Source organism: Desulfallas thermosapovorans DSM 6562 (genome assembly GCF_008124625.1).
Taxonomy (GTDB): domain Bacteria; phylum Bacillota; class Desulfotomaculia; order Desulfotomaculales; family Desulfallaceae; genus Sporotomaculum; species Sporotomaculum thermosapovorans.
Genome location: NZ_VNHM01000007.1, coordinates 150,395 through 164,914 on the forward strand (window position 1 = coordinate 150,395; position 14,520 = coordinate 164,914).

Annotated in this window: 17 protein-coding genes and 1 pseudogene; 3 read left to right on the forward strand and 15 right to left on the reverse strand. The window is 50.5% G+C overall.

The genetic code is table 11. From position 1 onward, the window contains the following. Positions 1 to 5 precede the first annotated feature (5 nt). The 11 genes from spoIIIAD to LX24_RS07990 all read right to left on the reverse strand — a co-directional run bounded on the left by spoIIIAD (position 6) and on the right by LX24_RS07990 (position 9,191). The gene (gene spoIIIAD, locus LX24_RS07940; RefSeq protein WP_166511605.1) at positions 6 to 392 is read right to left on the reverse strand and encodes a stage III sporulation protein AD; all 387 of its coding nucleotides are present in this window, start codon (positions 390 to 392) and stop codon (positions 6 to 8) included. Between the two features lie 11 nt (positions 393 to 403). Beyond that, the gene (gene spoIIIAC / locus LX24_RS07945; RefSeq protein WP_166511606.1) at positions 404 to 607 is read right to left on the reverse strand and encodes a stage III sporulation protein AC; all 204 of its coding nucleotides are present in this window, start codon (positions 605 to 607) and stop codon (positions 404 to 406) included. Between the two features lie 16 nt (positions 608 to 623). Then, a complete protein-coding gene (spoIIIAB, locus tag LX24_RS07950) occupies positions 624 to 1,142 on the reverse strand; it encodes a stage III sporulation protein SpoIIIAB (protein WP_166511607.1) in 519 nt (172 codons plus the stop codon). Further along, positions 1,136 to 2,089 (reverse strand): stage III sporulation protein AA, encoded by a 954-nt coding sequence (spoIIIAA, locus tag LX24_RS07955; protein WP_166511636.1) that lies wholly within the window; start codon positions 2,087 to 2,089, stop codon positions 1,136 to 1,138. Before spoIIIAA ends, spoIIIAB begins: the two co-directional genes overlap by 7 nt. A gap of 309 nt (positions 2,090 to 2,398) precedes the next feature. Beyond that, positions 2,399 to 4,087, reverse strand: coding sequence for an FAD-dependent oxidoreductase (locus LX24_RS07960; RefSeq protein ID WP_166511608.1), 1,689 nt, complete (start codon positions 4,085 to 4,087; stop codon positions 2,399 to 2,401). Between the two features lie 323 nt (positions 4,088 to 4,410). Beyond that, positions 4,411 to 4,845, reverse strand: coding sequence for a CD1247 N-terminal domain-containing protein (locus tag LX24_RS07965; RefSeq protein WP_166511609.1), 435 nt, complete (start codon positions 4,843 to 4,845; stop codon positions 4,411 to 4,413). A gap of 186 nt (positions 4,846 to 5,031) precedes the next feature. Beyond that, positions 5,032 to 5,589 (reverse strand): elongation factor P, encoded by a 558-nt coding sequence (gene efp / locus LX24_RS07970; protein WP_166511610.1) that lies wholly within the window; start codon positions 5,587 to 5,589, stop codon positions 5,032 to 5,034. 72 nt (positions 5,590 to 5,661) lie between these two features. Continuing rightward, on the reverse strand, positions 5,662 to 6,732 hold the full coding sequence (locus LX24_RS07975; RefSeq protein WP_166511611.1) for a M24 family metallopeptidase: 1,071 nt from the start codon (positions 6,730 to 6,732) through the stop codon (positions 5,662 to 5,664). A gap of 2 nt (positions 6,733 to 6,734) precedes the next feature. Next, complete coding sequence (gene aroQ, locus LX24_RS07980; protein WP_166511612.1) at positions 6,735 to 7,184, reverse strand: type II 3-dehydroquinate dehydratase; 450 nt, start codon at positions 7,182 to 7,184, stop codon at positions 6,735 to 6,737. Positions 7,185 to 7,494: 310 nt separating this feature from the next. Further along, complete coding sequence (locus tag LX24_RS07985; protein ID WP_166511613.1) at positions 7,495 to 8,847, reverse strand: TldD/PmbA family protein; 1,353 nt, start codon at positions 8,845 to 8,847, stop codon at positions 7,495 to 7,497. Between the two features lie 128 nt (positions 8,848 to 8,975). Then, positions 8,976 to 9,191 (reverse strand): hypothetical protein, encoded by a 216-nt coding sequence (locus tag LX24_RS07990; RefSeq protein ID WP_166511614.1) that lies wholly within the window; start codon positions 9,189 to 9,191, stop codon positions 8,976 to 8,978. A gap of 275 nt (positions 9,192 to 9,466) precedes the next feature. Between LX24_RS07990 and LX24_RS07995 the strand changes: the two genes are divergently transcribed. Next, positions 9,467 to 9,730 (forward strand): DUF3243 domain-containing protein, encoded by a 264-nt coding sequence (locus tag LX24_RS07995; protein ID WP_166511615.1) that lies wholly within the window; start codon positions 9,467 to 9,469, stop codon positions 9,728 to 9,730. 91 nt (positions 9,731 to 9,821) lie between these two features. Here the strand turns inward: LX24_RS07995 and LX24_RS08000 are convergent, their stop codons facing one another. The 4 genes from LX24_RS08000 to hepT all read right to left on the reverse strand — a co-directional run bounded on the left by LX24_RS08000 (position 9,822) and on the right by hepT (position 13,059). Then, positions 9,822 to 10,577, reverse strand: coding sequence for a prepilin peptidase (locus LX24_RS08000; protein WP_166511616.1), 756 nt, complete (start codon positions 10,575 to 10,577; stop codon positions 9,822 to 9,824). A gap of 74 nt (positions 10,578 to 10,651) precedes the next feature. Then, positions 10,652 to 12,046, reverse strand: coding sequence for a TldD/PmbA family protein (locus tag LX24_RS08005; RefSeq protein WP_166511617.1), 1,395 nt, complete (start codon positions 12,044 to 12,046; stop codon positions 10,652 to 10,654). A gap of 141 nt (positions 12,047 to 12,187) precedes the next feature. Beyond that, a complete protein-coding gene (locus LX24_RS08010) occupies positions 12,188 to 12,607 on the reverse strand; it encodes a nucleotidyltransferase domain-containing protein (protein WP_166511618.1) in 420 nt (139 codons plus the stop codon). Positions 12,608 to 12,612: 5 nt separating this feature from the next. Beyond that, the gene (gene hepT, locus LX24_RS08015) at positions 12,613 to 13,059 is read right to left on the reverse strand and encodes a type VII toxin-antitoxin system HepT family RNase toxin (RefSeq protein WP_166511619.1); all 447 of its coding nucleotides are present in this window, start codon (positions 13,057 to 13,059) and stop codon (positions 12,613 to 12,615) included. Positions 13,060 to 13,362: 303 nt separating this feature from the next. Here hepT and LX24_RS08020 point away from each other — a divergent pair, with 303 nt between their 5' ends. Together LX24_RS08020 and LX24_RS14955 are read left to right on the forward strand one after the other, a co-directional pair. Continuing rightward, positions 13,363 to 14,226, forward strand: a complete 864-nt coding sequence (locus LX24_RS08020; protein WP_166511620.1) for a hypothetical protein — start codon at positions 13,363 to 13,365, stop codon at positions 14,224 to 14,226. A gap of 118 nt (positions 14,227 to 14,344) precedes the next feature. Further along, a pseudogene (locus LX24_RS14955) lies at positions 14,345 to 14,520 on the forward strand (IS5/IS1182 family transposase); the annotation flags it as partial.

Consider the following 14,520-nt stretch of genomic DNA (forward strand, 5'->3'; position numbering starts at 1 on the left):
CCCCCTTACGGTATCAACCTCAGCAGGGCCTGCAGCACCGCCACCATGATCGGTACCGCCAACACCAGCACCAACACTTTGGCGGCCAATTCCACTTTGGTGGCAAAGGCTCCTTGATCGGCGTCCCGGCATATCTGGGCGATAAAATCGGCGATATAAGCGATACCGATGATTTTCAACAATGTACCCAGGTATACCGAGCTAATGTCCGCCCTGTCGGACAACTGTTTCAGCACGTCCACAACCGCGCCTATTTTGCCCAGCACCAGCAGGAATATGACCACACCCACCGCAATACTGAGCAGCACTGCCATGGGCGGTGACTTTTGCTTCAGCACCACGGCCAGCACCGCACCGGTCAGGGCGATACCGGATACCTGCAAAATATCCATAGCACCACCGCCTAGAATAATTTAAAAACTGTCTTTACCTCGTCGAAAAGGGTGCCCAGCATTTGGATCACCATGATCAACACCACTGCAATACCCGTAAGGGTCACTGCAAAACCATAGTCCTCTTTGCCGGAATTTTTCAGCACCATATGCGCCACGGCCACCAGTATACCAATACCGGCAATTTTAAATATTAAATCTATGTTGGCACCCAATGAACACTCCTCCTTTTTAGTAAAGGGCCAGAACAATAATTAACCCGCCCAGCAAACCCAAATAGTTCCACATTCTAACATTTTTAGCCGCTGCGTCATCCGCCGCCACCAGGGCGGTTTTTAACTGCTCCGCAGCCAGTCGCAGGTGTTTACCCTGGTCTTCCCGGTCGGAAATGCCAATGCTGTTGCCCAGACCTCCCAGTACAGCCAAGTCACCGGAACTCAGGGCGCTGCCGGGGCCATGGGTCCTTAAAGCGGCGTGCCAGGCTTCCCTGGCGGAACAACCCGTGTGGGCACCGAGAGCACCGGATACCTGCCGGAAGAAAGAGGCTGCCGGGGACCCCACCTGTTCCGCCACCCTGCCCAGCGCCTCGGGCAGCGGCGTAGCGGCATAGGTAATTTCGGTTTCCAATAGCTGCAAAGCTGCGATAAACTGCCGCAGTTCCACCGGGCGGCGGGCATATCCCCTGGACACCCACCACCCGGCCAACCCGCTGCTGGCCACCACCAGCAGCCCCCCAATTAGTTTCAGCACGTATTCACCCCCATCTTGGGCAGATCCGCACCGCTGAAAATCTTCTCCACCGTGCCCACACCCCGGGAACGGCCTAAAAGCACAAAACGTTCAATAACATTAAGCTGAAGAAGGTATTTTAATGCCGGGCGGTTGGCCAATTCCCGCAGTGATGAACCGTGTATGGTAACAATGACGCGCACCCCGGCGTTAAACACCTCTTCCAGCGCGTGAATATCCTCCATGCGTCCAATTTCGTCGGTAACAATCACATCCGGCGACATGGCCCGCAGCAGCATCATCATCCCCTGGGCTTTGGGACAACCGTCCAGCACATCGGTTCTCACCCCCACATCCATCTGGGGTACCCCGCGGTGGCACCCGGCAATTTCTGAACGCTCGTCCACCACACCCACGGTGCGCCCGGCAAAATGCAAACCCGGTGAACCGTTGCTTACCTGGCGCACCAGGTCCCGCAGCAGGGTTGTTTTGCCGCACCGGGGCGGTGAAAAAATAACGGTATGATAAACATTGTTTACTTTACGGTCAATCAAATGTTTAAATAATCCATCGGCCACCCCTTTTATCTCCCTGCAGACACGAATGTTCAGCCCCGAAAGATATTTCAGTGTTTTTACCCGGCCTTTATCCAGCACGGCCTTTCCCGTTAAACCAACTCTGTGGCCGCCGGGCAAAGTAACATAACCGTTTCTCAGTTCCTCCTCCAATGCATACATGGAGGAACCGCTGATATTGTGCAGCACCCTTTCCAGGTCGGCCGCATTAACCGTGTAAGCCCCGGATGGCACCGTTACCGGCGCACCGTCCTGCCGTATAAAATAATCACATCCCTCCACTCCCAGCATTAAAGGCCTGTCCCGCCGCAGCCTGATTTCCTCCAACCCGGCCAGGTAACGGGACGGAACCTGGCCGATCATTCTGGCCAGATTGGGTGGGAGAACAGGCATTATTTGCCGCCACGCCCCGGCACCGGCTGTGCACCGGGCGGGTCCGGCGGGGCCGGGAATTGTTCTGGTTATTGTATTACTCACTTTTCGCATCCCTCCAGGTTGCTGTCATATATAAACCACAGCCCGTCCCCGGTTATTTAATAATTTATTTACGGCATTGGAAAAATATGCCCTGAAAACACAAAAAACAGGTCGCTGTTCATAAGCCAAAACAGCAACCTGTCTTTTTAGTTTGTAAAAATTTTATAGAGCGTTAATTCATTTACTTCATGACAACAGTTTTACATACACACCCGGCGGCCGGGCTTACAGGTCGTAGGGCCAGGCTTGCAGGCCGCCCTCCACGTATTTGACATCTTTAAACCCGGCACCCTTAAGGGTACGCAATGCTTCATAGCTGCGGGTACCCAGGGCACAAACCGCCACGATTTCCTTATCCCGGGGAATCTCTTCTATTCTTTCGCGCAAATCGCCCAGTACCACCAGTTTGACCCGGTCATCCTTGAGGCGGCGCATTTTAAACTGGGGCTCGGTGCGCACATCCAAAATGACCATATCGTCGCCTCGGTCCATTTTCTGCTTCAGCTCTTGCACCGTAATGGTCTCCGCCAGCCCGGCCAATTTGTTGCGGATAATATTGGCGGTGTGCATGCTCACATCAATGGGAGTGGCAAAGGGCGGCGCGTAACCGAGGTCGACATCAAATAACTGCTCCACGGTGGCGCCCATGGTGATGGCCGTGGCCACCACATCGATGCGCTTGACGGCGTCCCCCTGGCCCAGCGCCTGGGCACCCAGGATCTTACCCGTATCTTTTTCGGTAACCATCTTCATCAGCACCATGCCGTGCCCGGGATGGTAGTGGGTGCGGTCAAAGCCATGGTATATGGCGGTTACCACCTGGTAGCCCAAATCCCGGGCCTGTTTTTCGCTCAGTCCGGTGCGGCCGATGTTAAAGCCCATGGTATGCAGCACCCCGGTGGCCAGAATACCCCGGAAAACCTCATTGCCCCCGGCCACATTGTCGCCCACTACACGGCCCTGCCGGTTGGCATAGGTGGCCAGCGGCACAAATACCTTTTTGCCGCTTACCAGGTGGGTATTTTCCACACAATCGCCCAGGGCGTAAATATCCGGGTCGCTGGTCTGCATATGGTCATTGACGGCAATGGCACCGGTTTCGCCAATGGTCAGGCCGGCATCCCTGGCCAGCTGCACGTTGGGACGCACGCCAACGGAAACCACCACCAGCTCGGTATCAATGGTGCCCTGGTCGGTAACCACCGAGGTTACCCGGCCCTCTTCGTCCCCTTCCAGTTTTAAAACCTTGTGCCCCAGATAAAATTCCAGGCCCTGGTCCGTTAATTTTTTAGCCAGTACCTCGGCCATATCCTTGTCCAGCACGCCGGGTAAAATCTGGTCCTGCAGTTCCACCACAGAGCAGAACATATGTAGCTTCATCAGGGCGTCCGCTGTTTCCATACCGATAAAACCGGCACCGATGATAACAGCCTCGCCGCCTTCCATCTCACCCAGGTACTCCTTGATTTGACGGGCATCGTCGGGATGGTTCAGCTTGTACACACCCTTCAGGTTCAGGCCTTCTATGGGCGGCACAAAGGGCTGGGCACCGGTGGCCAGCACCAGCTTGTCATAGGGAACGGTGTATTTCTCACCGGTCTCCAGGTTTTCCACATGTACTTCTTTTTTATCCCGGTCTATGGATTTGGCTTCGGTGCGGGTAATTACACGAACACCCTTTTCACGCCAGAAGTATTCTTCGTCTCTGATTACACCATAAGTGGTTTCAAACAAGTGGTCGAATTTATGCACTTCACCGGCTAAATAAAAAGGCATACCACATCCCGCGTAGGAAATTAGTTTGCCTTTCTCTATAATGGTAATTTCTGCATCGGGGTTAACTCTACGGGCCCTGGCGGCTGCTTTGGGACCTGCGGCCACGCCGCCAATAATCACTATTTTCTGAGCGCTCATTATTATCCACCTGCCTGTAATTTTTTAATCGGGGTCGGCCCCAGAAAGCACCGGCCCAACTGTAAACACTTATATTTTTTTCATAAAATACCTGGCACTATTGTAATTGGGACAGACAGGTAAGTCAAGGAGCGGGTTGCGGCGGCACCCGCCAAAATAACCGGTAAAAGGCAACTGGGACCACTATTTACCTAATAAAATAATCTCTATATCCAAATATTTTTATATCTCAACTACTCCAGGACATATAAAAAAGCCGCCTTTGCCCAAGCAAAAGCAGCTATGTGCATTACTGTCGTTCTTCACCTGTTGCTATATGCCGGCTATATATCTTCCTCAATCGCTGAGTTCCGGCTATGCAATATTTCAGGTTCATCTGCAGTTTCATAACCATCGTCGTTTACGAAAACCACCTCATCGCAATTGGGACAGGTAACCTCAATGATATCCTCATCCTCTACAATATCGGAATCAAAAAGTACCGTTTCCCCGCAGCGTGGGCAGTCCACCTCCATATATTCTTCCAGTTCCTCCTCGCCGTGCATATCATTCTCCAGGGTATATAAATCTTCATCCAGGGTTTCCACATACTCTTCCAGTTGCTCCTGAGATTCCTCCAGTTCGGAAAATGAGTCGGCAAATTCGTCTAAAACGTCAATGATACCACCCAGCAGCTTGCCTTCTTTGCTATCGGCCTCCATATTCATACCATTGGCCAGTCCCTGCAAGTAAGCCACCTTTGACTTAAGATCAGACACAAAAATACCCCCTTTGTGGTTACGTATCAAAAATAGTATCTCCGTTCAGGGGGTTTTTAAACATTTGTTTCCTTATTAAGGTAACAAACTACACTCAAAAACGCACAAACCATCCCTCTTTGACGGTGCCGGGTGTTGAAAGGTTAAAAGTTTTTACTTTCAACCTTTCAACACCCGGCACCAATACTAAGCCCTTTTAATATAGTGACCGGTACGGGTATCTATCTGCAGTATATCCCCGGTGTTTATAAAAAACGGTACCTGTACAACATAGCCTGTTTCCAACGTAGCCGGTTTGGAGCCACCGGATGCGGTATCGCCCTTGATACCCGGTGCTGTTTCCACCACTTCCAGTTCCACAACATTTGGCAAATCCACACCAATGGTACGTCCCTGAAACATCATAACTGTAATGGTCATGTTCTCTTTGAGAAATTTAATGGCGTCGCCCAGCTGATCGTTATTAAGACTGAACTGGTCAAAACTTTCCATATCCATAAAATGATAATCGGATCCGTCATTGTACAGATACTGGGCCTCCCGGCGATCTATCCGGGCCCTGGGCATTTTTTCCCCGGCGTTAAAGGTTTTGTCCACCACTGCACCGGTACGCAGGTTTTTCAGTTTGGACCGTACGAAGGCCGCACCTTTACCCGGCTTAACATGCTGAAATTCCACCACCTGGTAAACATCGCCTTCCAGCTCTATGGTCAGGCCGGTACGAAAATCATTAGTTGAAACCAAATTCTACGCCTCCTTGAAATATCCCAATTTATTATTAGCGGCACAACCAGGATTCATCACAAAGCTGCACAATCAAAGCTCTATAAGCCTGTCCTTGGGTGATTTGGTAAGCCTGCGACAGCCGTATTTCTCAACCACCACACTATCCTCGATACGCACCCCCCCGGTGCCTGGCAGGTAAATACCCGGTTCTATAGTGACCACCATGCCTTCTTGCAAAATGGTGTCATCTCTCATGGAAAGCCGCGGCCCCTCATGCACTGCCAGCCCCACACCATGCCCGGTGCTATGTCCGAAATATTCGCCGTACCCGTGGGAAGCGATAATATCCCGGGCAGCCTTGTCCACGCTACTTGCCGCCACACCGGCTTTTACCGCGGCGAGGCCTGCCAGTTGGGCCTCCAACACAATATCATATATTTGTCTGATTAACGCACCGGGTGAACCCAGGGATACCGTCCTGGTCATATCCGAATTATAATTATCCACCACCACGCCGAAATCTATGGTTATAATATCGCCGTGGTTAATGGTTTTCGCCGAGGCCTCACCGTGGGGCAATGCAGCCCGGGGACCTGAAGCCACAATGAAGGGAAATGCTATTCTTTCAGCACCCCGCCGGCGCATAAACATCTCCAGTTCCAGGGCTATCTCCCTTTCAGTAACACCAGGTTTGATTAAGTTGCAGATATGCTCAAAACCTTCATCTAAGAGGCCCATAGCCCTCTCAATGGTAGCCAGTTCGGATTTATTTTTGACCAGGCGGAATTGTTCAACGATACCCTCCACCGGGCGCAGTGACACTTGCTGCAGTTTCTCCTGCAGTGTGTCGTAAAACTTGTAACTTATGTAATCGGACTCAAATCCCAGAACGTGTAAACCCAGCCGGCTGATCAATTCCACCAGCGCCTCTGCCAGGGTGGTTTCCATTTTTTTTATTTCCAGGTGCGGGCTTTGTTCTTTCGCCTGCTGAGTGTACCGGAAGTCGGTTATTAAAAAGGATGTCCCGGCTGTAATAAGCAGTGCACCTGTATCACCGGTGAATCCGCTTAAGTAATACCGGTTTTCGGGTTGTAGTACCAGCAACGCGTCCAGGGCATTTTCCTTTAAGGCTGCGGCCACTTTGTTTATGCGGGTTTTCATTTTCATTCCTCCGTCCAGGGTACCCGGGCCATTTCCACCACCGCCCGTAAGGCCAACCGGTACCCCAGCGCGCCAAAGCCGGATATCTGCCCCGCCGCCACGGGAGCAATCACCGAATAACGACGAAAATCCTCCCGGGCATGGATATTGGAAATATGCACTTCAACCACCGGTATGGCAATGGCGGCCACCGCGTCACGCAAGGCATAACTGTAGTGGGTCAAGGCACCCGGGTTCAATATTACAGCGTCGTAATCATCAACAGCGGTATGCAGGCTATCTATCAGCACCCCTTCATGATTGGACTGGATAAAATCAATGTCCACTGCCAGTTCCCGGGCCAGCTCCTCCAGGGACGCGTTTATGTCCCCCAGTGACCCGGTACCATACACACCGGGTTCCCTTTTGCCCAGCATATTCAGATTCGGGCCGTGCAGCACCAGTATTTTCACCCAAATCACCTCAAAAAAGATGGGAATATTTTAACATAAATGACCCTGGTTGCATAGTCCCGACCATATTTCACGAATCCCGTTAAACAACCCGGTTTATCTTTTCTTAAAGAGGCTGTTCCCAAAGCCCGCGCCAGATACACCTGTGAGCTCTACGCTGGCTGGCTTTTATAGTGCTTACGCAGGTGCCGGGTATTGAAGTCTAAAAGAAATTTTTCATAACGTTTTGTGCCCTGGAAAGGCATGTATATATGGTTGGAAGAGCACCAAAGGCTACTTTTGAACAAACTCTTAAAGTTTTTAAAAAACTTTAAGCCTGACCCCCGCCGCTTATACTCATGCGGGAAACTCTGATGGTGGGGGCACCCCGGGTACCGAAGAATTGCAGGTCGCTACCCACCGCGTCAACCCGACCCAGCATTTCCATAATGTTGCCGGCAATGGCCAGGCCCCGCACCGGATAGGCCAATTGTCCATTTTCAATCCACAGCCCGCTTGCCCCCAGGGAGAAGTCACCCGATATGGGATTGGCAGTATGCAACCCCATCACCTCGGTTACATACAGGCCGCTTTTTATATCACCAATGATTTGTTCAGGAGTTTGACTGCCCGGTTCAATGAAAAAGTTGGTGGTACCCACCTCGGGAGTGCCTTTAAAGGACCCGCGCGTGCCGTTGCCCGTGGATAACACCCCGTCCCTGGCAGCTGTATACACGTTGTGTAAAAATCCCTGCAGCAGGCCGCCCTGAACCAGTACCGTCCTGGACATGGGCACCCCTTCCCCGTCAAAGGGCGCCGAAGCGATGCCCCCGGGCAAAGTACCGTCATCAATAATGTTGATTTGATCCGAGGCCACCTGTTGGCCCACTTTACCTGCGAACAGTGAACGCCCCTTTTGCACCGCTTCAGCGGACAGGGCCGGTGCCAGCACGCCTAAAAACCCCGTGGCGACATAGGGCTCCAGCACCACCGGTGCCTGCCGGGAAGCCACAGGCCTGGCCCCCAGCATACGTACCGCCCGGCTTGCGGCCTCCCGGCCCAGGGCTGCGGGGTCCAGATCAGCATAGCGCAGGCCATATTTCATGGCAAACCCGGTCTGGCTTTCCTCTCCCTGACCCGCTACCAGGGTGATATACATGCCGCAATAAGCTACTCCGTACTGCAGGGAAATGCCATGGGAGTTCACCAATATAACCTCGGCTTCGCCATCGTGGTAGGTGGAGCTTTCAATTATACTGATCCGCTTATCAGCAGCCCGGGCTTCCTTTTCCATAGTACGGGCCATGTCGATTTTTTCCTCGACAGTGGCAGCCCGGATAGCCGTGTCGTATAAATCCATTTCCGGGTAGCTTGGGGCAGGCCGGGGCAACAGGCGGTATTCATCGGGCTCAGAGAGCCGGGCGTTGGCCAGAGCCTGTCTTACCGCCTCATCTATGGCACCATCGCTCAGGTCGGTGGTGAAGGCAAAACCGTTTTTACCATCCTGAAACACCCGGATGCCCATGCCTCGATCTTCCGCTAGTTTCATTGTATCCACAGCCTGCTCTCGCACTTCAATCTCCAGTTCCTTACTGCTGCTGATATATGCCTCGGCCATGGATGCACCTGATCGCAAAGCTTTATGCACCGCATTTTCCGCATATTTTTTGTATTGGGAATCCATGATGCTCGTGATCGCTCCTTTCAGTTAAGTTATTATAATTCAATGGAAAATAAACTATTCCTTTCCGTACCAAACACAAATCAGAAACGTACTATTTTTAGGGACAAAAAAAAACCACCTGATGGCAGTTAATGCATAAAAAAAGAATTGGCCGTCAAGGCAATCAAATCTTTAAACGTAACCGGCGCCAGTTCCTGGACGGAGACCTGAACCACAAAATTGGGATCCAGCATTGCCACTATGGCGACCTTTTGCCCGGTTTGCTGGTCGGTGTAAAAACCAATTACACAAAACTGGGCCTCCTCCCCGGCTACTTTCCTGGTGACAATATCGCCTATTTTCATTAAATATGCCCCCTAAAGGAAGTAAACACCGCAGGATCAAGTTCCTTGCATCGGCATTTGGTACAATACCAAAGTAGCATTATATGCACTTATAATACAGCATATGCGCCGCTATCAACGGTTGTGCCATATGAAAAATTTCCCCCTCAGTACAATAATGGATGATGATGAAAATTATTACTTATTTATATGCATAACTTTCAAATGGCCGTGTGAAAATAAAAAAAGAATTTGGTTACATAATAAAACTATAAATACAAGGAGGGGTGTTAATCATGGACTTCAATTTTCGTCAAAACGTCAACACCGATTGGCCAACCTGGAAGAATTATTTAAAGAACGCTATGGAGTTTGCCGAGGAACTTGGCATTGCAAGGGAGAAAATTAATTCACTGGCTTACCAGGTGGGAGACCTGCTGGCTCAAAGCGTGCCCCCGTCTAACCCGGAACAGCAGGCCATCAAGGAGTTGTGGCAGGTAGCTGACCCCAACGAGCGACAAGTCCTGGCCCGTTTAATGACCAAAGTGGTCAGCCAGTAACCGTCACACAGCGGGCTACCCAATTTATGTAAAGCATAGCGCCCGGAGCCGGAGCGCTATGCTTTTAGCAGTGTAACTGTCAATTAATGATCTATAGACCGGAAATACTCCAGTACCATTTAATTATCCAATCAGCGCCAAAGGCTGCCACCACACCGCCCAGGGCCAGGTAAGGTCCAAAGGGCACGGCATCTTTTCTGCCCTTTTGTCCCAGAGCCATGAGCATAATCCCCGACAGGCCGCCTACCAAAAAGGAGATAAAAAGTGCCACCAGGATGTCAGGCCAGCCCAAAAATAACCCCATTAAAGCGCTTAATTTAATGTCTCCTCCGCCCATACCACCCTTTGACACCAGGGCAATGATCAAGAACAGCACTCCGGCCCCCAAAAAGCCGATTAAACCGTCAATTAATTTACCTGTCCCCGACAAATACACCAGGGGCAGGCCCAGTACCAGACCCGTTATGATGAGCTCGTCGGGAATAATTTTATGCCGGTAATCGATCAGTGCCGCAGCCAGCAGCACGGCAAAAAACACCCACATGGAAACCGACTGCCACTGCCAACCCCAGAATTGATAAACAGCCCCGAAAAACACCGCTGCGGTCGATTCCACCAGGGGATACCGGGCCGGTATTCTTGTTCCGCAATAACGGCAGCGTCCCCTGAGCAGTATATAGCTAAGCAAAGGCACCAAATCAAGCGCCTTAAGCCTGTGGCCACAGCCGGGGCAATGGGATGGATTATAAACCACCGATTGCCCCAGGGGCAGGCGGTGGATGCATACATTGAGGAAGCTGCCAATGCAGGCACCCAATATAAACACTATAATATCATCAAGAAACATATTATTCTCCATAGTATAATACATATCTTGCAAAAGCCAAAACCTTTCAACACCCGGCACCAATTTTGTGCATTTTATTCCCCGTGGCCCGTACCGCCAACCACCAGCTCTTTAATTCTAATGGTGGGCTGGGCATCGCTCACCGGAACGCCCTGGCCGTCTTTACCACAGGTACCGATGGTGAAGCCCAGGTCACCGCCCACCGCCTCAATAATCCGGAGTACCTCGGGGCCGTTGCCGGTCAACGTGGCACCCCGTACCATGGGGCCAACCTCACCGTTTTCAATGAGATAACCTTCGGCCACATCAAAAACAAAGTCCCCGGTGGTGGTGTTAACCTGCCCGCCGCCCATTTTTTTCACCAGCAAACCGTTGCCGGTCTCGCGGATAATTTGCTGCGGGTCGTCTTTGCCTGGTGCAATATAGGTATTACCCATGCGGGGGATGGGTTTATGCTGGTAGGATTCCCGGCGACCGTGACCGTTGGGCTCAACACCGTCCCGTTTGGCAGTGAGCCGGTCATACATAAAATCTTTTAATATACCATTCTCGATTAAAACCACTTTGCGGGAGGGCACACCCTCATCGTCAAAGCTGTAGGAACCATAGCGTTCCGGCAGGGTGGCATCATCCACAACGGTAACACATTCCGCCGCCACTTGCTGGCCCTTTTTACCGGCGTATACCGAAAGGCCCTTTTGTACCAGGTCGGCTTCCAATCCATGGCCGCAGGCCTCATGTACCATGGTGCCGCCGGCCTCTCCCGCCAGCACCACCGGCATTTTCCCGGCCGGTGCCGGCTTGGCGGCCAGCATCTGCACCGCCCGCCGGGCTGCGGCGACCCCCACTTCCCGGGGATTGTTGCGTTCCAGTAGTTCAAAGCCGCCGTGTCCGCCCACCGCTTCAAAGCCCGTTTGGATTACCGATCCTTCTGTAGCCACCGCCTGAACCATCAGCCGGGTGCGCACCCTTTCATCTTCCACATAATCACCGTCACTATTGGCCACAATCACATGCTGTACCACATCGCCATAACCAACCATCACCTGTTTAATTTTTTCTTTGTCCACCGCCCGGGCGGCTTCATCCGCCGCCTTTACCGCCTTGACCTTATCCTCGGTGGACACCTGATCCGGCCTTTGCAGTACCGTAAAGCTAACCGGGGACTCCACCCGGCGCAGTTCAAAGGATACATCCCCGCCCTGGCCCGCCACGGCGTGGCTTACAATACGGGCCGCTTCCAGCAAGCCCTCCCTGCTCAAATCATTGGTATAAGCATAAGATGTATGGTCGCCGGACAATACCCTAATCCCCGCCCCGGATTCGATGCCCGAGTGGATACGCTCAATTTTGCCGTCCTCACACCCGATACCGGTCACCTTTTTGTATTCCACGTAAACATCGGCAAAATCACCGCCATGGGCAAGGGCGGCAGCAATTACTTCTTTTAAAGTGTCCTTATCAAGCATGCAATTCACCATCCAGTTCGGTTTGATAAAAATGCTCCAAAAACCACCAAATAAATGACTATACCGGTCAAGAAGATACAATGCTGTGCTGTTTTGGTGCTACCTTTATTTTACTCCGGGGGCGTTACTTTTATTTGCTCTCTATATTAGATCATTGAAAAAGGACTTGATCATTGGTTGATAATCAAAGTATTCTCGCCAGGTTTTTTCTAAAAAATCAAATCTGGTTTTTTCATCCCGGCTGAATAGAATTTTGCCTCTGGTAACGTGATAACGTAACGCTATGGGGGCAAAATTCAATACCATTACGTCAACGGGTATACCGGCATGATCCTCCAGGTATAGGGAAAGTTCGACTTCGTATTCCCACTGTTTTTGTGGCATTACCTTATCATCAAGGTATACCGCAACATCAACATCACCGCAGGAGGTCGGCAATAAAAAAGAACCGTGCAGGTAAGCAAATAAAATCTCCGCTCGTTGAGATAATTTGCTTTTCAGCAGTTTTTCCACAGATTCTTTTTCCAGTGATGTAAGAAGATATTTTTTTTTATTGCTCATTTCACTCATCCCCGGGCGGAGGATATAAATAGTTTGATCTCTTTTGTATAGGTGATTAAATCTACTATATTATGCTTCAATATATCAAGCACAATTGAATTATCCACTTTACCGTATTGGTTGGCCAATAAATTTCTAAACCTGGCCATGGAAACGAGCTTTTGGACCAAATCGCGGGACAGGATACCGTTATCACCCAAAATGCGAAAACAGTCCGCATAGCTTCGGGGGGCTTCTTTGGCTATCCTGGCAGCCAGGTGATTACAAATGCTTTGGGCTGCTTCAATGGATAGAATTAGTTGATACTTGGCGCCGGAAACAAGAATCTCGTCCTTGTAAAATTTCTGCGGCTCAACTTGCCCAATGGTGTTTAACAAAGCCACTGATTTCTTGATATCAGCCAGTTTATCAGTAATTAATTCGTAGTTGATATATAAATTATTTTCGGTCATTGTGTAAACCCCATTTCCCTTTACCATGGATTGGTTATACCCATTATACCAAACTCGCCCTCCCGTTTGCATTATCTATAAACGAATTGTAAAATTATTCCCTTATCATTAGTATGTACAATAATACATAATAGCCTTAAAGATATTGTTCAAAAAGCAGGTTTTGGTGTCAACATAGAAATTATAAGTGGATCTCACACATGCTTTCAAATAGCTTTTAAAGCTAACCTTTCGAATTATCCCCTTAGCAAGTAAAACTTCCATGGTATAATGGGTTTAACTAACACTTAAGGGGTTTATTTTATGTGTACAAAAATGATTTTTAATAAATATAAATTTTTTATGGTATGTATGCTGGCCATGCTGTTTTGGGGAGGACCTGATGTATCTACTGCCCGGGCTGCCCTTGATTGGACAGTGCATGTGGAGCGCACGGTTGGGAACAAACAAACCGACCGGGGCTTCTTCATCCAACCAACAAACGATGGCGGGTATATTATTGTGGGGGAAACCCAAAGTGGCCAGGATTACGATCTCTACCTGGTTAAACTCAGTGCAAAGGGCTACTTCCAGTGGCACAAGACATTTGGTGGCAGTAAAAACGAACGAGGGTACTCGGTGCGGCAAACCGGTGACGGAGGATATATTATCGCCGGCAACACGCAACCAGTATTCGGGCGGGGGGACTATAACGTCTATCTGGTCAAGACAGACGCCTCCGGCCGCCAACAGTGGAATAGGGAGTTCGGCGGCACCAGTGAAGATACAGGGACTTGTGTATTACAAACCAGCGATGGAGGCTACATCATCGCCGGCACCACCAATTCAACCGGTGCCGGTGCTTCCGACGCCTACCTGATAAAAACAGATGCCGCAGGCAAGAAAGAATGGGAAAAAACTTTCGGCGGAAAAGAAACGGATTCCGCCACGGTGGTCCGGCAAACCAGTGACGGCGGGTTCATTGTGGCCGGGCAGACCTACTCCTTCGGGGCCGGTGGTTATGACGTATACCTGGTGAAAACAGACGCTTCGGGCAATGAAACTTGGACCCAAACCTTCGGCGGAGTTAACTGGGATACCGCTGCCTCGGTAGAGCAAACCAGCGACGGCGGGTATATAGTGGTTGGCCAAACGTCATCCTTCGGTATCGGCAACAATGATATTTAGGGCTTGCTGAACGAAACAAAAACCCAACAAAATCAAGGATTCAGGAACATATTTGTCGAAATAAAATGCATGGAAAATGCGGTAAATGTTGCAAAAACCGTGCACTTGGAGGCAAAATATGTTCCGCAGGATAGAAAATCAATATTACCTCGAAGAATTTAATTTGCCCTTTGAAGGCAAATTAAGAGCCGATAACCGCTGGGTAAAACTAGCTAAAATGATCCCCTGGGACAAAATCGAAGCACGCTATGCCAATCTCTTTCCCAGCAACCGTGGTCAGGTGGCCAAACCTGT